The following is an 18,586-nucleotide window of genomic DNA, read 5'->3' on the forward strand; positions in this document are numbered from 1 at the left end:
ACAACAAAAACTTAACGAAAATATGCTATCATTATATCATAAGTAAGACATGCAGGAGGACGGGATGAAGAAAAATCGCATGACCTATCTGGATATGGCAAAGGGGATCGGTATCCTGTTTATGATCGTGGGGCATACTATATCTTTGGGCTGGCAAAAGGATCTGATCTATTCTTTCCACATGCCTCTTTTTTTTGTATGCAGCGGTATGACCATGGTTTTGTCAAACAACTGGCTGGAGTGGAGAGAGGCTGCCAAAAAATCGGCAAAACGCCTGCTCTTACCGGCACTTGTTCTGTTTATGGTCATGACTTTATGGACTTATCTTGTGGAGGGGCAGTTTGACGCGGCATACACAAAAGACTTTGCCCTGAATCGGCTGGCAAGTCTTTTGCTGGCAAGTGGATCGGATGTCATGGCCTTTGGAAAAGAAGTTGCAGCGATCGGTCTGCTCTGGTTTTTGCCGGCCCTTTTCTTTGCCCGGCTGCTTTTGGATGCCCTCCATCTGCTGATGCCGAAGAAATGGGAAAGTTTGGTTCTTCTTGCATGGGCACTGGTTCTTATATTGCATCTGCCACTGCCTCTGGCGCTGGATCTGGGACTTGCCGGGATGGGCTTTGTGGACATCGGTATCTGGCTAAGAGAAAGATTGCCACAGTGGGAGCAGGAAGGAAAAAAGAAGATTGCGACAGGGGATAAAGCTCTAATCGGTGCAGGTATCTTCTGGTTTTTGGCATTTCTTTTACAGGAAAAATCCGCCGTGCCCGCCTTTGACATGGCACAAAGAGACTATGGTATTACTTTTCTTGGGCTTGCCATGGCTGCCTGTGGCAGTCTTAGCCTTATACTTTTGTGCCGAAAGTTAGAAAAGTATGTGCGCGCGGATGGTTTTCTGGCGACTTGTGGCAGATACAGCATGCTGCTTTTGTCCATACATTATCTGGGCTATCTGCCTTATCTGTATTATGGATCTCTTTTTCCTATGGGAGTAGTCCGCTGCCTGTTTCGCCTTGTACTGGAGGTTTGTTTTAGTTTTTTCCTTATACTATGGAAGAAAAAGAAGGAGATACAGCAGGAGGTCTGGTGGAGCCGGTTGGCTTTTCTGGCAGTCTTTTTGCTTCAGATGAATTATCTGCTCTTTTGCCGTTTCCCGGGAGGCCTGCAGTATGATTCCATCAATCAACTGACCCAGGTTGTGACCGGGCAGTACAGCAACCACCATCCGATCTATCACACACTCTGGCTGACACTGGGCGCAAAACTGGCAGAAATATTGGGCGGAGACCTGACGTTGGGGGTATTCTTCTTTACCGTCATGCAAGTTCTTGTTTTTTCCTATATGGTGTCCTATCTTTTAAAGACCTTGCAGCAGATCGGGATCAGGCAAAGATATCTGGGGATTATTCTGGGCTATTTCCTCGTTTTTCCCTATCATCTTTTCTTTGCTGCTTATGTCAATAAAGATACGCTCTTTACCTGTTGCGGTGTCATCTTTGTTGTGTCATTTTATCGTTTGTCCTGTGCGCATTTTGCAGGATCGAAACGAGCAGATGTCTGCCATATGCTGATAGGTGGGCTGGGCGTATCTCTCTTGCGGAGCAATGGGTTGGTTGCCATTGGGATTTTGTTCTTTATCTTTTTGCTGGGGCACAAAAAGGATGGCGAGAGCATTCGGCTGGCGGTCATGGGATGTGTGGTGGCAATCTCTGTGGTCTTAGTGGCTGGACTAAGACTATTCCCGGAGATTGGGCAGGGGTATGAATCTGAAAAATTTTCCATGCCTATTCAGCAGATCGCGCGTGTGATCGCAGAGGAGGAGCATTTATCAAAAGAGGAAAGGCAGGCGGTGGATGCATTGTGCCCGGAGGTCTCCCATATGACGGGGCAGACCTTTTCACAGTTTATCCATGACAATTACAATCCATGGCGTGCGGATGAGATCAAGGGACAGATCCAGTTCTGGGGCAGGGATGCTTATCTAAAAAAGCACAAACTGGCATATCTGAAACTCTGGTTGTCGCTCGGGCTTCGTTATCCGAATACCTATTTTGAGGCATGGGTTCGTATGACAAACGGCTATTGGGGCTGGCGGGGGCATTCCGATTATCATCATTTTGTTTATAAAAATGATCTCGGGGTAAAAAATGTGATCCTGCTGTCGAAGGTCAATCAGGCAGTCAATGCCTATCTGCTTTTTATGCAGGAGAATACGATCATGAAATATTTCTTGCATCCGTCAAGTGCATGGTGGTGCTGTGTTGTCTTTTTGCTGATGCAGTCACGAAAAAAGCGTGAGAGGGGAAATCTTTATGTACTGCCACTGACGGTGGCCTGGACACTTTTTGTCGCGGTACCGCTGAATGGGGAAGTACGCTATGTTTACATATTATATGGATGCCTGCCTTTTTTGGCGGCGATTTTATTTGACCGGACTGCGGAGTAGTGGTTCGGTCTTTTTTACATCCCTTTTATGTCGCATATGTAAAAACATGTGTCTTGTCACCTGACAAGCACTGTGGTATACTCCTAAAAGTATTAAGAAGTACAAAGGAGCAATTTATGTCAATCGTAGAGGATATCATCAGGTTAAAGGAAGAAAAGAATGCGGTAATCTTAGCGCATTATTATGTGGACGAGGAAGTGCAGGATATTGCAGATTACATCGGCGATTCTTTTTATCTGAGCAAGGTGGCAACAAAGACGGATGCTGACCGCATCATCTTTTGTGGTGTTGAGTTTATGGGAGAGAGTGCCAAGATCTTAAATCCGGACAAGCGTGTTTTTATGCCGGATGCGACAGCAGACTGTCCGATGGCACATATGGCGACCGGGGAGGAAATCGAAAAGGTCAAAGCCCAGTATGAAGATGTGGCTGTTGTATGCTACATCAATTCGACTGCGGAATTAAAGACCATGGCAGATGTCTGCGTGACTTCATCCAATGCAGTGAAGATTGTGCGCAAACTGCCAAATGAAAACATTTTCTTTATCCCGGACCGTAATCTGGGATCATATGTGGCAGAACAGGTGCCGGAAAAGAATATTATTTTAAATGCGGGTTGCTGTCCACGCCATGTCGCTATTACAACGGACAAGGTAAAGGAGGCGAAAGCAGCACATCCAAATGCCCTTTTTGCAGCCCACCCGGAGTGTACCAAGGATGTTTTGGTGCAGGCAGATTATATAGGAAGTACCTCGGGTATCATTGACTATGTTGTAAATACTAACCATGACGAGTTCATCATCGGTACCGTGGATGGCGTTTTTGCTGAGATCAAAAAGCAGGCACCGGGCAAGAAACTTTACACGGTCAAGGATCAGCAGGTCTGCGTCAATATGAAAAAGGTGACTTTGGAAAAGGTTTTAGATGTTTTGGCACATGATACCAACGAGGTCTTTGTAGAAAAGAATCTGGCAGAAAAATCCATGAAGTCTTTACAAAAAATGCTGGAATTAGGCCAGTAATGTTTGGAGATGTAAGAAAATGAAAACAGATATTTTAGTTGCAGGATGCGGCTGTTCCGGTCTTTATCTTGCACTTAATTTGTCCAAAGATAAGGAAATACTGATCGTGACCAAGTCCGATGCCCAGAGTAATGATTCCTATCTGGCACAGGGCGGCATGTGCGTGCTTACAAGGGAAGATGATTATGATGCTTACTTTGAAGATACGCTGGCTGCCGGACATTATGAAAACGACCGCACATCCGTAGAGATCATGATTCGGTCATCGCAGGATGTTTTAAAGGATCTGATCGGCTGGGGCGCAGATTTTAAAAAGGATGCGGATGGCAACCTGCTTTATACCAGAGAGGGCGCGCACAGTGCCAAACGTATCGTCTTCCATGAGGATGTGACCGGAAAAGAGATCACGAGTCACCTTTTGGCAGAGGCGAGAAAACGTGAGAATATCAAGATCATGGAATATACCACACTTGTAGATATTGTCAGCGCAGATAATGTTTGCTATGGCGGCATCCTTTGTATGGCAGACGGAACTCTTGAAAAAGTCAGTGCAGAAGAAGTCGTGCTCGCGACCGGCGGTGTCGGCGGTGTCTATCGCCATTCGACCAATTTCAGACACCTGACAGGTGACGGTATAGCCATGGCGATCAAGCATGGGGTGGAACTCAAGGACATCACCTATGTGCAGATCCATCCGACGACTTTTTATTCCACAGAAAAGGAACAGAGGAGTTTTTTGATCTCTGAGTCTGTGCGTGGGGAAGGTGCAAAATTATATGACAAATATGGCAACCGTTTTGTCAATGAACTTTTGCCGCGGGATCTTTTGACCCAGGAGATCCGCAAGCAGATGGAAAAAGATGGTACGGACTATGTCTGGGAAGACCTGCGGGAGATCCCGGCAGAGGAACTGGATTCCCATTTTCCAAATATTATTGAGCATTGTCGGCAGATGGGCTATGATGTGCATAAGGAATGTATTCCGGTCGTGCCGGCACAGCATTATTTTATGGGGGGCATCAAGGTCAACCATGAAAGCAAGACAAGTATGGAACATCTGTATGCCGTAGGTGAGACTGCCTGCAATGGTGTGCATGGCAAAAACCGTCTTGCCAGCAATTCCCTTTTGGAGAGTCTGGTCTTTGCAAAAAGGGCAGCATTGGATATGACGGAAAACCCGGGCAAAAGGGATGAAGATGCCGGGCGCAGGATCATGGATGCGATTGACCTTTCGACCTATGAGGATCGGGAGGCTTTGGAAGAAGAATATCAGTCAATGGTGCAGCAGGCAGTCAAGGCAAGTGCATAAGAGTTATTTTTTAGAGGAGAGAGATTATGTTTGATCAGGTAACAATGACATTAAATGTAGACCCATATATCAGAAGCGCATTACAGGAGGACATCACGAGTGAGGATGTCAGCACCAACAGTGTGATGCCGGAGGCAAAACTTGGAGAGGTGGATCTGATCTGCAAACAGGATGGAATCATCTGTGGTTTACAGATCTTCAGCCGTGTGTTTGAGATGCTGGATCCAAAGACAAAGATCGAACTTTTTGCAAAAGACGGGGACGTGGTAAAAGCCGGGGATCATATGGCAAAGGTGACCGGGGATATCCGTGTGCTTTTGTGTGGAGAGCGTACGGCACTCAATTATTTGCAGCGCATGAGCGGTATCGCGACTTATACCCATCAGATCACAGGCATGCTGGAAGGTACCGGCATCAAACTTTTGGATACCAGAAAGACAACGCCAAACAACCGTATTTTTGAAAAATATGCGGTTCGTGTGGGTGGAGGAAATAACCACCGTTATAATTTGACAGATGGGGTTCTTTTAAAGGATAATCATATTGGTGCAGCAGGCGGCGTGAAGGAAGCCATTGCGCGCGCCAAGGAATATGCGCCGTTTGTCCGCAAGATCGAGGTGGAAGTCGAAGATCTTTCCATGGTAAAAGAGGCAGTTGAGGCTGGTGCGGACATTATCATGTTAGATAATATGGATCATGATACCATGGCACAGGCAATGGCGATCATTGACGGAAAGGCAGAGGTCGAAGTCAGCGGCAATATGACCGAGGAAAATCTGGCAAAATTATCCGGTCTGGGTGTGGATTATGTTTCCAGCGGTGCGCTGACACATTCGGCACCGATCATGGATATTTCCTTGAAAAATCTGCATCCGATCGGAGCGTGAGGTAAGAAAAGTTGAGTGGAGAAGAACGTAGAAATCAGATCATTCATATTTTGCAATCGAGCGATACGCCTATCTCCGGTGTCAAACTGGCAAAGATGCTTGATGTGAGCCGGCAGGTCATTGTGCAGGATGTGGCATTGCTCCGTGCTAAGGACATCTGTATTCATTCGACCAACAGGGGCTATGTCATCGACAAGAATCAGGAGACCCTGCGTGTCTTCAAGGTCATTCATACAGAGGAGGAGACGGCAGAGGAACTACAGACCATCATTGATCTGGGAGGCTGGGTCAAGGATGTCTTTGTCTATCACAAGACCTATGGTGTGATCCGTGGAGAACTGAATATCCATTCCCGCTATGATATCGAGCAGTATATTGCAGAACTCAAAAGTGGCAAATCCAGCCAGTTGATGAATGTGACATCGGGCTATCATTATCATACAGTTTATGCGCGGGATGAGGCGGTCCTAGACCGGATTCAGGAACTCTTGGGAGAAAAAGGATTTTTGGCGAAATTGCAGGAATATGAACCGGTGAACTTTTGGGAAGAATCCTAGAGATAAAATCCGCAGATACATTTTGTGTCTGCGGATTTTTTTATGGGCGTAAGTGAGAAAGCACTGGGGGCGGGCAGGCGCAGGCACTAAGAAAAATATTAGGAGCCAATTCGTTACGTCTCTTAAAGAGACAGTTTTCATAAAATAAAACAAATGCCTCTTTATAGAGACGTAGAATTGCGCGACTTTTTTCTTAGTGCCTGCGCCTGCCCGCCCCCAGTGCTTTCTCACTTGCGCCCCAACAAAAAAGAGCGCCCCACAAAGGAACGCTCTAAGTCTTAGTATTCGATCGAGATATCGCCCGTGTCACTTGTGACGGTCAGGGCCTGTGCGTTTGCTGCTGCAGCATCCTGCTTGTAGTGGCTCCGGAAAGAACGATCATTGATCTCAATCTCGCCTATATCACAAGACAGATCCATCTTGTAGGAATCCAGCGGTGACGGAGTCTCAACATCAATATCGCCGACATCGGAACTAAGTGCTGCTGTCTGGAAAGTGACATTTTCCAGTGAAATATCGCCAACATCGGACTGGAGAGTGATGGTGGTAAAAAGATTGTCTGAAATATCAATATCTCCAACGCTGGAGGAAATATTCAGGGTATCGGTGCCTAATCTTTCCATAGTAAAGTCGCCGACATCAATCGTTCCGTCGATCAGTTTTAGAACGGCATCCTTAGGAACCGTGATCTTACAAGTACAATCGGCATTGTTGGTCAGCCCATGTACTTTCTTTGTCTTTTGGCTGATATAAAGTGTTTCATTTTTTACCTCATACTGTGGCAGCAGATTTTCTTTGTTGGTCTTATAAGAAATCGCATAGGTGTCGCCATAAGCGATGCTAATATCAGATACTTCCATTTCCAGATGGATGTTTGAAAAAGCCGCCACTTCTTCGTATACTGTACTTCCGGATAGAAAAGACTCGGAGTCATTCACATCATTCAGATCATCACTCATGTCAGACAGCCAGTTGCCAGCCGGAAGCACTACATGAACGAGTAGTCCGATTGCAATACAGATAACAGTGATAATGGTTAATAGGGTTAAATACCATGTTCTTTTTTTCATAAGTAACCTCCTTAGTCAGCCCAGATATTCTTTATACATTTGTGAACAATGGCTGCCAGCGGCCAGATGATCCAGGTCATATACCAGTCAAAACTTAAAAAAGACCAGATCAGATAGGCTGCGGAAATGGTAGGCCAGTAAACAGACATGATGGCGGCAACCGTTTTATTGCTGTAATTTTCCTGCTTTTGATAATCTACATACTGTCCGCCCATGGAACGACTATCGTTGAGTTTTAAAAGGGTGTTAAAACCATCCATCTTGATGGATGTCAAAACGATCATAAATACACCGATGGCTATGATGATGAGTACCGCAGCACCGGAAATATCATCGATAAAGTCAGGCAGTGGCAAAGCATCCATGATAATGGCAGGTACAGCGCACAAAACGCAGAAGATGATGCCGACACTTAAGAGAACGGCATGTGTGGTGCGATACATATTGCGTCTGTCATGCACATATTCCGTGGTAGCAAAATCTAAAGAACAGTGCTGATGTTTCATAAATTCCCAACGGTTCATGGTAATGCCGGAAGTAACAAAAAGTGCTACTGCAATGGCTATGAAAAGAAACATGCCGATCACACCAAGAGCCTCCATGAACGTTTCTCTTTCGGTGAGTTCTCCGATGTTGCTCATAACGATCGTAGAGACCGGGCTCAGGATGCACAAGAGTACGCCAAGTGCAATCAGAAAGGCATGGCGGGAAGATGCTTTCAGGTATTCTTTTACTTCAGTAAGAGATACCATGCGCCCTGCTTCAAAGGTCTGGCTGTGGTGTAATACACTGTCAATGCCAAGATCCTCTGCCAGTTCATCCAGATTGCCAAACTCGGCGATCACGGTTCCGATGGCTTCGTTCTCTGTCTTGCCATCGGCAATGAGTTCCCGGTATTTGTCTTCCATCATCTGTCCGAGTTCGTATTTGGCTTTTTGCACTTCGGGGGTGTTTGGAAGATTTAAAAACATTGTCTCTAAATAATTTTTAATAGCGTCCATAACTATTCTCCTTGTTTTTTGATAAATTTTTCTACGACTTCTTTGGTTAATTGCCATTCGGCACATTTTTCATGATAGTATGCCCTGCCGGCATCGGTGATGCGATAGTAGGTGCGGCGTTTCCCGGTGTCCGGGTTGTTGCCGTCAAAGGAAGTGATGTAACCGTTCTTCTCCATACGGGTAAATGCGGAGTAGAGCGTCGTTTCCTTGATGCAGTATTTCTCATCGCTCATCGCCTTGATCTGTTTGGAGATCTCATAGCCATAGGATGGCTGATCCCAGAGCAGATACAGGATCATGGTATCGTTGTAGCCTCGAATGACATCGCTGCTGATCCTTGTCATATCATAGATCGCTCCTTCCATTTATCTGTCAAATGTCTATTACTACGACAGTCAATGCTACGACTGACATTGCTACGTCTGTCGTAGTAACAATATATGACATTTCCTTGGGATTGTCAATAGGGAAAAAGAATTGTAGAATAAATCTATATCAAAAAAGGACGGAAAAGAAAATGCTGAGACGAAAAGTCAGAGGGTACGACAGTTTTCGATGTATTGCCGGAGATTGCCCCCAAACATGTTGTGCAGGCTGGTTGATCGAGATCGATGATGAGGCTTTAGAGGGCTATCAAAAGGAGACAAGTGCTTATGGGGAGACCTTGCGCGCACGGATTGATTGGGAGGAAAAAGTATTCAGACAGGATGCGGACGCACGCTGTGCCTTCTTGCGCCAGGACGGTCTGTGTGATATGTATTGTCACTTGGGCGAGGACAGCCTTTGTTTGACCTGCACATCCTATCCCAGACATACCGAGGAATTTGAAAATGTCAGGGAATATTCGCTTGCTATTTCCTGTCCGGCAGTGGCGGAGCAGCTTTTAGCGACCACTCAGCCGCTTTCCTGGGAGACTTGGGAAGATGATGAGATAGAGGAGCCTTATGAAGAATTTCATGGAATTTTATATGAAAAATTAGTTGTAATGCGCGAGTCTATGATCGCCATTATGCAGGATCGTCGGATTCCTTTTGCCATTCGTTGTCATACCATGCTTAGAAAGGTAAATGCCATGCAGGAAGCCTTGGATGAGGGCAGATGGGAAGCCTGTCTTTTGGACGCCAAGGCGGCAGAGGATGCTAAAGAGGGTGTGAGAGCCTTTGCTTCCTTAGAAGATATGCATGTTCTGTTCCGCAATCTCTATGCCCTGGAGCCGCTTTCCTATATGTGGCGGGAACGTTTGCTGGCGGCAGAGCATCTTTTATATGAGACCGATCAAGAGACCTATACGCATCTGCAGCAGGAATTTGAGACCAGCCAGCCGGATCTTTTTGTCAAGATGGAGCAGATCGTCGTTTATTTCATTTTTGCCTATTTTTGCGGAGCCGTTTATGATGAGTATGTCTATGCGCTGGCGCAGGAGGCAGTCGTCAATGCCTATCTGATCCGTGAATTGTGGCTGGCAAAATGGCTGGAACAGGACAAGACCATAACGATAAAAGATATGGCAGAGATCGCTTACCGCTATTCCAGGGAATTGGAACACTCCGAAGAAAATCTGGAAAGTATGGAAGAAATGATGGATGGGCAAATTTTAGTATAGATGTATGTGTGGTAGAGGATGCGAAAAAAGAAAGGCGATACCATGGAAAAAAATTCAAATCTGCATTATGTTTTGACGAGCCATGTGGCAGAACGGGGGAGTGACGGACAGTATTATTGCCGTGCCTTGCAGACTGTCATGGTGGGGGCGTATTGTTATTGTACTTCCTGTCCGCTTTTTGGCGGATTTTCTCAGTTCGGCAATATGGAGGAGGAACCGGAGTGCTGGTACTATGACATGGAGGAGATGCAAGAGGAAAAACGTCTGCCGGAAGAACAGGAGATGCGGACGGCGGGATTGATCTTAGCGGGGATCACGGGGGAGTTCCCGGACTATTTGCCCCAGGATGAGACAGCCAGACCCTTTTCTGTTATAGAGCGGGCAATCCAGTATGCAGCCGAGGCACATAAGGGCGCTGTGCGTAAGGGCAGTCTGGTGCCCTACATCGCACATCCTATGGAGACCATGATGCTGGTGGCATCCATGACAAATGACAATGAAGTGATCGCGGCGGCGGCACTGCACGATGTCGTGGAGGATACACCGATCACGATCGAGGAGATCGAGGCAGAATTTGGACAGAAGATCGCTTTTTATGTGGCACATGAATCGGAGAATAAGCGCGAGGACAGACCCAAGAGTGAGACCTGGAAGATCCGCAAGCAGGAGCAGTTGGAAAAGACAAGGGATGCCAGCCGATCGGTCAAATGTATCATGCTGGCGGACAAGTTATCCAATATGCGGGCGAGTCTGCGTGATTTTAAACGGGATGGGCGCGCTATCTGGCAGAAGTTTAATATGAAAGACGAAAAAGAACAGTACTGGTATTATCACGCGGTCGCAGATGTGGTAAAAGATCTGGCAGACACGCCCTGCTATCAGGAATACATCAGTATTTTAGATATTGTCTTTCATGATCTGGATGAGGAAATGACAAGGGATCTATAGGCAGGGAATGGTGCAGTCGAGTTTTTGACTCAGATATTTGCAGCAGTCTTTACGGTGGGCATCATCCGGGCAGTAGAGGCAGAGGCTGATGGCGATGGCATCCGGGCTAAAGGTCTTTAAGAAGTCCCTATCAGTTTTTGTCATGGCTGGAAACTGTCCTTTGCTAAAAGATAATTCAGTGGAAATATGATTCAACTTTGTAAACGCAGTCAAAAGAGCATCCTCCGGCTGATGCAGGTCTAATTGGATCTTTTGGCAGGATGCCAGTTCAAATTCACAGGTAGAAATGATCTGCAGGCAAAGATGCAGGCGACCGTCGATATCCGAGGCTTCCATGAGGATATCCGGTCGCTTTTCTTTTACGGATAAGAAATGGGCTTTGGCACCGGCAATGTCCTCTTTCCTAAAATAGGTAAAGAGTTTCTGGGCAGTCTCTTTGGTTTCTTTTTTTTCGCCGATCAGACCGACTTTACATTCTTTGACGCGCAGGTGACGATACTCGCACCAGACCATAAGGAGAAACTCGGAGATAAAACCATAGAGTCTCTTGTGGTAATCATCATAGGTATCCAGGGCAAGCAGTGGATGCATGGCTTCAAAAATCGGAAAGAGAAAGGCACAGTATTCATCAAAGAGAGGCTTGGAGCAGATCATCATATTGCCAAAATAAGTATGGTTTTCCTGCAAGCGTTTGGCATAGAGAGGATAAAAGTCAGGATAGAGTTTGGCAATGACCTGACCGGCTGCCGCAAGATCCTCCGGTGTGTGATTTTCTCCAAAACCATAAGCATAAGAAAAATTCAGGGTCAGGCATTTGGAGGTTATCATGTCATAATCTTTGAGGAGTGGAGCCAGTTGTGCCCGGGTAAAAATACTGCCGGCATCATTTAAAAGATAACGCCGGTAATGGCAGACACCGACATAATCCAGATCTTTTACATTTTTCCAGACCCAGTAAAGACCGGTCAGTTCGCTATAATAGCAGTTCTTAGCAGAAATATTATCCCCGGTATCATCGGCAAGATAACCCAGATCTTCATGCGTGGCATGTCCGACCTGCAGGGGAACATAGAGCGGGTCCGGCGGGGGATCAAAGGTCTTGTGGGTCATGGCAAAAATCTGGATCTTCATCAAAAACTACCTCTTTAAAAATGAAACTTTACTAAAGACTACTATAGTACAGGAAGAACAAAAAGAAAAGCAAACGAATACTTGCTTTATGGAAAAATTTTGTTATAATTATAGATGGATTTGTTTGTTGAACCGCATTACCACTATAAATAGGAGAGCATTATGGCATTATCCATTGGTCGCATGGGAGCGACAACATCATATTCACAGATCCGTCCGCAGTCTTATGCACTTTCCAATGAGTCACAGACTTCGGCGGCATATGAAGCATCCAAGACACAGAGTCTGCAGGGGATCGGAGCCGTTGATCCGGTACAGTATCCGAATGCACAGACCGGCGGAAAGAGCCTGTCAGGCATATCTTCTGCGCAGGAGGTAGAGCAGGCTTACAATGCGACCGCATCCGCCTTTGAGGGTGTGACGACTTTTTATGGACAGGATAGCGTGGGATCTTCTTATGGTATGCTGGGATCACAGATTGATGTTTATGCATAGATGAGCAAATAGAATAGAGACATGGATAGGACGATCCGCTATGCGTGGATCGTCTTTTTTGCGGAAACTGATGATTACAAAACGGTTTCCTTGACGCTGTCGACAAAAGATGATAAAAAATAAAAAAGACCGATAAATCGGTCTTTTTTGAGGGGAGTATAAATAATTAATAAGGGGTGTAAAAGGAAACTTCCTCTTACATGGCTAATTATATAACGTCCTTTTTCGGATTGCAATAAAAAAATAATAAAATTTTTATAAACTTTTCTATAGGGATATTCATTGACACATTTTTTTACAAAAGATAATATGTAATTATCTATGATTATGGCTAGAGAAAGGTTTGTTTTATGGAGACAATACAACTGGTGGCACCTTGTCATTTTGGCATGGAGGCAGTTTTAAAAAGAGAGATCTACGATCTCGGATATGATATTACAAAGGTGGAGGATGGCAGAGTGACCTTTGAAGGGGATCTGGAGACCATTTGCAGGAGTAATATCTTTCTGCGCACCGCAGAGCGCGTCATGGTACAGATCGGCAGATTTCGTGCCACGACCTTTGATGAATTATATGAAAACATGAAGGCTTTGCCATGGGAAGACTGGATTCCACAGGATGGAAAGTTCTGGGTCAAAAAGGCTTCTTCTGTAAAAAGCAAACTTTTCAGTGCATCGGATATCCAGTCCATTTGCAAAAAGGCAATGGTAGACCGTTTGAAGATGACCTATCATACGGATTGGTTCAAAGAGGACGGCGCTTCTTTTCCGGTGCGAATCTTCTTATTAAAAGATGAAGTAACGGTGGCACTGGATACGACCGGCGATCCTTTGCACAAGAGGGGCTACCGGACATGGACAAGCAAGGCACCGATCTCTGAGACACTGGCCGCGGCTCTTATCATGCTGACCCCGTGGCGGGCAGACCGCATCCTGGTAGATCCTTTTTGCGGCAGTGGCACTTTTTTGATCGAGGCAGCCATGATGGCGGCAAATATAGCACCGGGCATGAACCGGTCCTTTACGGCAGAAGCATGGACACATTTGATACCAAAGCAGATGTGGTATGATGTGGTAGAAGAAGCCGAGGAGATGGTAGATACGGATATTTCCTGTGATTTGCAGGGCTACGATATTGACCCGGATATGATCCGTATTGCGAGAGCCAATGCCAAGCAGGCAGGCGTAGATCATCTGATCCATTTTCAGCAACGTGATGTGGCAGACTTAAAGCACAGCAAAAAATACGGCTTTATCATTACCAATCCGCCGTATGGAGAACGCCTGGAGGACAAGAAAGATCTTCCGGCACTCTATACGACGATTGGACAGGTCTATCGTGATTTGGATGCATGGTCAATGTATCTGATTACATCCTATGAGGAGGCAGAGCGTTATATCGGACGCAAGGCGGACAAGAACCGCAAGTTATACAATGGAATGATCCGGACCTATTTCTATCAGTTTATGGGTCCGAAACCGCCGAAGAAGAAGGATAGGGTATGAGATATTCCAAGAGATATATAGTACTTACGGTCATACTTCTAGTGACCTTTCTGGCAAAACTCAATACTTGGAATGATGAATATGCGGATGTGACAGCCTTTCGTGGCGCCAAGTTGCAGGACGAGGTCTTTTATCCGCTCAAGGCGCGCAGCATCAATGAGGAGGGCAATCTGCACTTGACGGTGGGCGAGGACACTTACGGTGCGGCTGACGGTATCATCATGGGTGACCATATGCAGGTCATGGCATCGCTTTCCTTTGTGGAGGACTTTTTTGGATGCAGTGCCTCTTTTTATGAGGACAAAAAGATCCTCTTAGATTATGGTGACCGCTCTTATACCTTTTATATCAACAGTCTGGATGCCAAGCGGGATGACAAGGCGATCACTTTGGATGTCATGCCGGAGCTGCATGAGAAGCAGGCATATCTTTCTTTGCAGGATCTGTGCCGTGAGTTTGGCTGTACCTATAGTTATGATGAGACCAATTATCAGGCGACGATCTCGGGTGATCTGCAAAAAGGAAGCCTTCCGGCATCCTATGATCTGCGGGAGAAAGATCGTGTGTCCGCTGTGCGCAACCAGGGCGACACTTCGACCTGCTGGGCGCAGGCAGCACTTTCTGCCTTGGAATCCTCTCTTTTGCCGGAAGAAAAGTTTTCCTTTGATGCAGACTCTATGACCTCGGACAATGCATATCAGGTAGATACGTCTCTGGGCGGCAACTATACCATGGCGGTATCTTATCTGGTATCCTGGATGGGACCGGAGCAGACAGGGGAAAAGACCGTGGATAAACATGTGCAGGAAGTCCATTTTTACGATAGTGATGACATCGACGATATCAAATGGGCGGTCTATCAGCATGGCGGTGTATCGACATCCATTTATGCCAGCCTATCCACGACAAATTTAAGTAAGTCTTCCTATTATAATAGAAAAAAGAATGCCTACTGCTATACCGGGGCGGAAAAGCCAAATCATGATGTTGTGATCATTGGCTGGGACGACCATTACAGTGCGTCCAATTTCCCGGGAAAAGTGGCGGGGGACGGAGCCTTTATCTGTCAGAACAGTTGGGGCGCGACCTTTGGCGAAAATGGTGTGTTTTATGTTTCCTATTATGATACCAATATCGGCGATCAGGCGGTCTCATATGCTGGTATAGAGGATGCGGACAATTACGATACCATTTATCAGTCAGATCTGTGTGGCTGGGTCGGACAGGTCGGTTACAATAAGGACAAGATCCATGCTGCCAACATTTATGAGGCAAAAGAAGATGAACAGATCGAAAGTGCAGGCTTTTATGCACTGGGCAAGAATACGTCATATCAGTTATATATGGTTACAGATTATCGCAACACGGCATCCCTTGCCAGCCGCGTGGAAGTGGCGCGGGGCGAATTGGAAGATGCGGGGTATTACACCATTCCTTTTGACAGACCTTATAGCGTAAAAGAGGGAGATAAATTTGCCATTGTTGTGGTATTATCCACACCCGGTATGGATCATCCTATGGCGATCGAATATCCGGCAGATGCTCTGAGCCAGCATGCAGATATTTCGGATGGCGAGGGCTACATCAGTAACAACGGGCTGGATTGGGAAAGTGTCGAGGAGACCGCCGGCGGCAATCTTTGTCTCAAAGCCTATGGAAAGAAAGTGGAAGAAGACTAGACGATGGGAAAGATGATAGGATGAAGTTAGAAAAAAAAGTCGTGGGTCTGGTCGCGACCATATTGCTTGTATTAAGCGTAGCAGTCTGTGGTATTTTCCTGGGCATCCCGGATCTGCATGTGTGGGCGCAGCAGAAGCAGTTGCAATATGCCACACAGGTGGAAAAAGGCGAGTCGGTCTTATCCCTGATGCAGGCGGAGACCGCCGTTTTAAAAGAGGGGCAGCAGGACATCGAGATGCAGGGACAGTTGCGTCTGGAGATCCCGGAGGAAGTAAAGACCGCAGATGTTAGTATCGAGCAGAATTATGTGGATCAAGAGGTGCGGATCTATATACCGGAGATCAGCCAGTCCTATTTTTATGATTATCCCATGATCGGCAGCAGCGACCATATTGACGACATCAAATATGATGTGGAAAATAAAAAGGGGCTGATCGATATCCTTTTGGATAATGTCTATATTACGGATGTGACCTGGCAGGACCATTATCTTTATATGGATTTTGTGGCACCCAGAGATCGCTATGATAAGATCGTGGTCATTGATGCCGGGCATGGTGGCAGTGATCCGGGAGCAGAAGTTCTGGGAACCGATGAAAAAGACATTGATCTGGCGATCGCAAAAAAGATCCTGCCGTATTTTAAAGATCAGGACAAGATAGGTATTTTCTATACGCGAACCGATGACAGCAGCCTGTCACTGGAAAAAAGAGTAGGGCTTGCTAATACTTTGCAGGCAGATCTTTTCCTGAGCATCCACAACAATACGACGGCGAGCGGCAGGATGTCCGGGATCAATGGTACCGAGGTCATGTATCATGCAGCAGATGAAAGCGGGGCGTCCAAAGCCTTTGCCCAGACCTGTCTGGATCAACTTTTACAGACACTTGGTTCCGGGAGCAAGGGCGTTGTCGTGGGGGATGATATTTATATCATTCGGACGGCGCAGATGCCGGTAGCCTTGGTGGAGATCGGATTTATGACAAATCAGGAAGAACTGGATAAATTAAAGAGTGATGAATATCAGGAGGCAGCCGCAAAAGCACTTGCACAGGCTGTGCTCCAGACATTGGAGGAGTAAGACCATGAAAAAAATTATTTTTGCTACAGGCAATCAAAACAAAATGCGGGAGATCCGTGAAATCTACGAAGATCTGGGCTATGAGATCCTTTCTATGAAAGAGGCAGGGATTTCTGTGGATATCGTGGAAGATGGAAAGACCTTTGAGGAAAATGCCCTGATCAAAGCCAGAGCCATCGCAGACCAGGTGGATGCCATCGTTCTTGCAGACGATTCCGGGCTGGAGATCGATTATCTGAACAAGGAACCGGGCATTTATTCTGCCAGATACATGGGCGAGGATACCTCATACGACATCAAGAATGCCAATCTGATCGAGCGACTGGACGGTGTGCCGAAGGAGAAACGTACGGCACGGTTTGTCTGTGCTGTGGCAGCGGTATTCCCGGATGGCAGCGAAAAGGTGGTAAGAGGCACGATTGAGGGATATATCGGTTGGGAGCCGGAGGGGGAGAATGGATTTGGCTATGATCCGATCTTTTATGTAGATGCCTATGGATGCAGTACGGCGGCTATGTCCCGCGAAGAAAAGAACGCGATCTCCCATCGTGGAAATGCATTGCGTAAGATGAAGGAAGAATTGATTAAATATGAGAATACTGGTTGTTAGTGATACACACAGAAAACATGATAATCTGGATATCGCCATCGAAAGGGTCATGCCGGACCGCATTTATCATCTGGGCGATGGCGAAGGATGCGAGGACTATATCGAGGCGGTAGCGGAATGTCCGCTGGAGATCGTGCGCGGCAACTGCGACTTTGGAAGTGATCTGCCGGCAGAAGTGGTGATGCAGGTAGGACGTCATGTAGTCATGCTGACACACGGACATTATTATAATGTAAATTATGGAACGCAGATGCTTGTGGAGGCTGCCAAGGAAAAAGGTGCGGACATTGTATTCTACGGGCATACGCATGTGCCGGAAGTGACGTATGAGGAGGATATGACCATCATCAATCCGGGAAGTATCTCTTATCCGAGACAGGACGGCAGAAGACCCTCCTATGTGGTCGTGGATGTAGACCCACAGGGAGACCTGCATTTTAATCTGATCTATATGTGATCTTTGCAAAAAATAAGATGACGAAAGATGGGAAATCCGCCTGTGGCAAGGACTGGCAGGGCTTGGAAAAAGAAAATAAAAAAAGTGAAAAAAGTTGTTGACATTTATCTGACTCTGCCATATAATATTACTTGCGTCACGGAGAGACGACGCGGTAATACATCGGGGTGTGGCTCAGTTTGGCTAGAGCACCTGGTTTGGGACCAGGGGGTCGCAGGTTCGAATCCTGTCACCCCGACTTGTATGCGGGTGTAGTTCAATGGTAGAACATCAGCCTTCCAAGCTGAATACGTGGGTTCGATTCCCATCACCCGCTCTTTTATTTATGTGTTCGTAGCTCAGTTGGATAGAGCAACGGCCTTCTAAGCCGTGGGTCGGGGGTTCGAATCCCTTCGAGCACATTTGATGTTACTATTTCTTGTCATTATGCAGGAGGTAGTAATATTTTTTAAGTAAGACCTTGTCTTACTCATCTCAATATGGTGGGTATAGCGCAGTTGGTTAGCGCGCCAGATTGTGGCTCTGGAGGCCAAGGGTTCGAATCCCTTTATCCACCTTTGTTGCGATAGAGCAACATTATGAAGTTGTTGGGCTATCGCCAAGCGGTAAGGCACTGGATTTTGATTCCAGCATTCGCAGGTTCGAATCCTGCTAGCCCAGCTATCTTTTATAACATGGGATACTAGCTCAGTTGGTAGAGCACCTGACTTTTAATCAGGTTGTCGGGGGTTCGAATCCCCCGTGTCTCATTTCTTGAAAACATTGAAAAACCGTTGCAAAACCTTGT

At 46.4% G+C, this 18,586-nt stretch carries 17 protein-coding genes and 6 tRNA genes; 19 read left to right on the forward strand and 4 right to left on the reverse strand.

Features of this window, described 5'->3' with window-relative positions; genetic code table 11:
• Positions 1-64 precede the first annotated feature (64 nt).
• The 5 genes from DW183_RS03935 to DW183_RS03955 all read left to right on the forward strand — a co-directional run bounded on the left by DW183_RS03935 (position 65) and on the right by DW183_RS03955 (position 6,218).
• The gene (locus DW183_RS03935) at positions 65-2,443 is read left to right on the forward strand and encodes a DUF6020 family protein (protein ID WP_158573009.1); all 2,379 of its coding nucleotides are present in this window, start codon (positions 65-67) and stop codon (positions 2,441-2,443) included.
• Positions 2,444-2,559: 116 nt separating this feature from the next.
• Positions 2,560-3,465: a quinolinate synthase NadA gene (gene nadA / locus DW183_RS03940; RefSeq protein WP_118280725.1), complete on the forward strand. Its 906-nt coding sequence runs from the start codon at positions 2,560-2,562 to the stop codon at positions 3,463-3,465.
• A gap of 19 nt (positions 3,466-3,484) precedes the next feature.
• Positions 3,485-4,774 carry an L-aspartate oxidase gene (locus DW183_RS03945; RefSeq protein WP_118280726.1) on the forward strand — a complete coding sequence of 430 codons (1,290 nt, stop codon included), beginning with the start codon at positions 3,485-3,487 and terminating at the stop codon, positions 4,772-4,774.
• Between the two features lie 26 nt (positions 4,775-4,800).
• The gene (gene nadC / locus DW183_RS03950) at positions 4,801-5,661 is read left to right on the forward strand and encodes a carboxylating nicotinate-nucleotide diphosphorylase (protein ID WP_118280727.1); all 861 of its coding nucleotides are present in this window, start codon (positions 4,801-4,803) and stop codon (positions 5,659-5,661) included.
• 11 nt (positions 5,662-5,672) lie between these two features.
• Positions 5,673-6,218, forward strand: coding sequence for a transcription repressor NadR (locus tag DW183_RS03955; RefSeq protein WP_118280728.1), 546 nt, complete (start codon positions 5,673-5,675; stop codon positions 6,216-6,218).
• A 278-nt stretch (positions 6,219-6,496) separates the two neighbouring features.
• Here the strand turns inward: DW183_RS03955 and DW183_RS03960 are convergent, their stop codons facing one another.
• From DW183_RS03960 to DW183_RS03970, 3 genes are read right to left on the reverse strand one after another with little or no spacing between them, the layout of a single operon-like run.
• A complete protein-coding gene (locus tag DW183_RS03960) occupies positions 6,497-7,288 on the reverse strand; it encodes a DUF4097 family beta strand repeat-containing protein (protein ID WP_118280729.1) in 792 nt (263 codons plus the stop codon).
• 11 nt (positions 7,289-7,299) lie between these two features.
• Complete coding sequence (locus DW183_RS03965) at positions 7,300-8,289, reverse strand: permease prefix domain 1-containing protein (protein WP_118280730.1); 990 nt, start codon at positions 8,287-8,289, stop codon at positions 7,300-7,302.
• Between the two features lie 2 nt (positions 8,290-8,291).
• Positions 8,292-8,633: a PadR family transcriptional regulator gene (locus tag DW183_RS03970; protein WP_118280731.1), complete on the reverse strand. Its 342-nt coding sequence runs from the start codon at positions 8,631-8,633 to the stop codon at positions 8,292-8,294.
• 173 nt (positions 8,634-8,806) lie between these two features.
• On the opposite strand from DW183_RS03970, the gene fliB reads away from it, so the two are divergent.
• Together fliB and DW183_RS03980 are read left to right on the forward strand one after the other, a co-directional pair.
• Entirely contained in the window at positions 8,807-9,892 is a 1,086-nt protein-coding gene (gene fliB, locus DW183_RS03975; protein WP_147403364.1) for a flagellin lysine-N-methylase, read from the forward strand.
• A 42-nt stretch (positions 9,893-9,934) separates the two neighbouring features.
• On the forward strand, positions 9,935-10,840 hold the full coding sequence (locus tag DW183_RS03980; protein WP_243069512.1) for an HD domain-containing protein: 906 nt from the start codon (positions 9,935-9,937) through the stop codon (positions 10,838-10,840).
• Here the strand turns inward: DW183_RS03980 and DW183_RS03985 are convergent.
• Positions 10,835-11,971: a DUF4422 domain-containing protein gene (locus DW183_RS03985; protein WP_118280733.1), complete on the reverse strand. Its 1,137-nt coding sequence runs from the start codon at positions 11,969-11,971 to the stop codon at positions 10,835-10,837. The two genes, DW183_RS03980 and DW183_RS03985, sit on opposite strands and share 6 nt — an antisense overlap.
• A 162-nt stretch (positions 11,972-12,133) precedes the next feature.
• Between DW183_RS03985 and DW183_RS03990 the strand changes: the two genes are divergently transcribed.
• The 12 genes from DW183_RS03990 (at position 12,134) to DW183_RS04045 (ending at position 18,548) form a co-directional block, all read left to right on the forward strand.
• Positions 12,134-12,466, forward strand: a complete 333-nt coding sequence (locus DW183_RS03990; protein WP_118280734.1) for a hypothetical protein — start codon at positions 12,134-12,136, stop codon at positions 12,464-12,466.
• A gap of 350 nt (positions 12,467-12,816) precedes the next feature.
• Entirely contained in the window at positions 12,817-13,971 is a 1,155-nt protein-coding gene (locus DW183_RS03995; protein WP_118280735.1) for a THUMP domain-containing class I SAM-dependent RNA methyltransferase, read from the forward strand.
• On the forward strand, positions 13,968-15,650 hold the full coding sequence (locus DW183_RS04000; RefSeq protein ID WP_118280736.1) for a lectin like domain-containing protein: 1,683 nt from the start codon (positions 13,968-13,970) through the stop codon (positions 15,648-15,650). Before DW183_RS03995 ends, DW183_RS04000 begins: the two co-directional genes overlap by 4 nt.
• A 20-nt stretch (positions 15,651-15,670) precedes the next feature.
• Positions 15,671-16,732, forward strand: coding sequence for an N-acetylmuramoyl-L-alanine amidase (locus DW183_RS04005; protein WP_118280737.1), 1,062 nt, complete (start codon positions 15,671-15,673; stop codon positions 16,730-16,732).
• Between the two features lie 4 nt (positions 16,733-16,736).
• Positions 16,737-17,342: an XTP/dITP diphosphatase gene (locus DW183_RS04010; protein WP_118280738.1), complete on the forward strand. Its 606-nt coding sequence runs from the start codon at positions 16,737-16,739 to the stop codon at positions 17,340-17,342.
• Positions 17,323-17,799, forward strand: a complete 477-nt coding sequence (locus tag DW183_RS04015) for a metallophosphoesterase family protein (protein WP_118280739.1) — start codon at positions 17,323-17,325, stop codon at positions 17,797-17,799. The genes DW183_RS04010 and DW183_RS04015 overlap by 20 nt, the downstream gene beginning before the upstream one ends.
• 163 nt (positions 17,800-17,962) lie before the next feature.
• Positions 17,963-18,037 (forward strand) — tRNA-Pro (locus DW183_RS04020).
• Positions 18,038-18,044: 7 nt separating this feature from the next.
• Positions 18,045-18,115 (forward strand) — tRNA-Gly (locus DW183_RS04025).
• A gap of 11 nt (positions 18,116-18,126) precedes the next feature.
• Positions 18,127-18,200: transfer RNA gene (locus DW183_RS04030), tRNA-Arg, on the forward strand.
• A gap of 81 nt (positions 18,201-18,281) precedes the next feature.
• Positions 18,282-18,355, forward strand: a tRNA-His gene (locus DW183_RS04035).
• A 32-nt stretch (positions 18,356-18,387) separates the two neighbouring features.
• Positions 18,388-18,459: transfer RNA gene (locus DW183_RS04040), tRNA-Gln, on the forward strand.
• 16 nt (positions 18,460-18,475) lie between these two features.
• Positions 18,476-18,548: transfer RNA gene (locus DW183_RS04045), tRNA-Lys, on the forward strand.
• Positions 18,549-18,586 lie beyond the last annotated feature (38 nt).

This window comes from Roseburia sp. AM16-25 (genome assembly GCF_003473825.1).
GTDB classification, from domain to species: domain Bacteria; phylum Bacillota; class Clostridia; order Lachnospirales; family Lachnospiraceae; genus Pararoseburia; species Pararoseburia lenta.

Coding starts and splice junctions, on each gene's coding strand:
- DW183_RS03935 (WP_158573009.1), top strand. CDS start 65: ATGAAGAAAAATCGCATGACCTATCTGGATATGGCAAAGGGGATCGGT.
- nadA (WP_118280725.1), top strand. CDS start 2,560: ATGTCAATCGTAGAGGATATCATCAGGTTAAAGGAAGAAAAGAATGCG.
- DW183_RS03945 (WP_118280726.1), top strand. CDS start 3,485: ATGAAAACAGATATTTTAGTTGCAGGATGCGGCTGTTCCGGTCTTTAT.
- nadC (WP_118280727.1), top strand. CDS start 4,801: ATGTTTGATCAGGTAACAATGACATTAAATGTAGACCCATATATCAGA.
- DW183_RS03960 (WP_118280729.1), bottom strand. CDS start 7,288: ATGAAAAAAAGAACATGGTATTTAACCCTATTAACCATTATCACTGTT.
- DW183_RS03965 (WP_118280730.1), bottom strand. CDS start 8,289: ATGGACGCTATTAAAAATTATTTAGAGACAATGTTTTTAAATCTTCCA.
- DW183_RS03970 (WP_118280731.1), bottom strand. CDS start 8,633: ATGACAAGGATCAGCAGCGATGTCATTCGAGGCTACAACGATACCATG.
- fliB (WP_147403364.1), top strand. CDS start 8,807: ATGCTGAGACGAAAAGTCAGAGGGTACGACAGTTTTCGATGTATTGCC.
- DW183_RS03980 (WP_243069512.1), top strand. CDS start 9,935: ATGGAAAAAAATTCAAATCTGCATTATGTTTTGACGAGCCATGTGGCA.
- DW183_RS03985 (WP_118280733.1), bottom strand. CDS start 11,971: ATGAAGATCCAGATTTTTGCCATGACCCACAAGACCTTTGATCCCCCG.
- DW183_RS03990 (WP_118280734.1), top strand. CDS start 12,134: ATGGCATTATCCATTGGTCGCATGGGAGCGACAACATCATATTCACAG.
- DW183_RS03995 (WP_118280735.1), top strand. CDS start 12,817: ATGGAGACAATACAACTGGTGGCACCTTGTCATTTTGGCATGGAGGCA.
- DW183_RS04000 (WP_118280736.1), top strand. CDS start 13,968: ATGAGATATTCCAAGAGATATATAGTACTTACGGTCATACTTCTAGTG.
- DW183_RS04005 (WP_118280737.1), top strand. CDS start 15,671: ATGAAGTTAGAAAAAAAAGTCGTGGGTCTGGTCGCGACCATATTGCTT.
- DW183_RS04010 (WP_118280738.1), top strand. CDS start 16,737: ATGAAAAAAATTATTTTTGCTACAGGCAATCAAAACAAAATGCGGGAG.
- DW183_RS04015 (WP_118280739.1), top strand. CDS start 17,323: ATGAGAATACTGGTTGTTAGTGATACACACAGAAAACATGATAATCTG.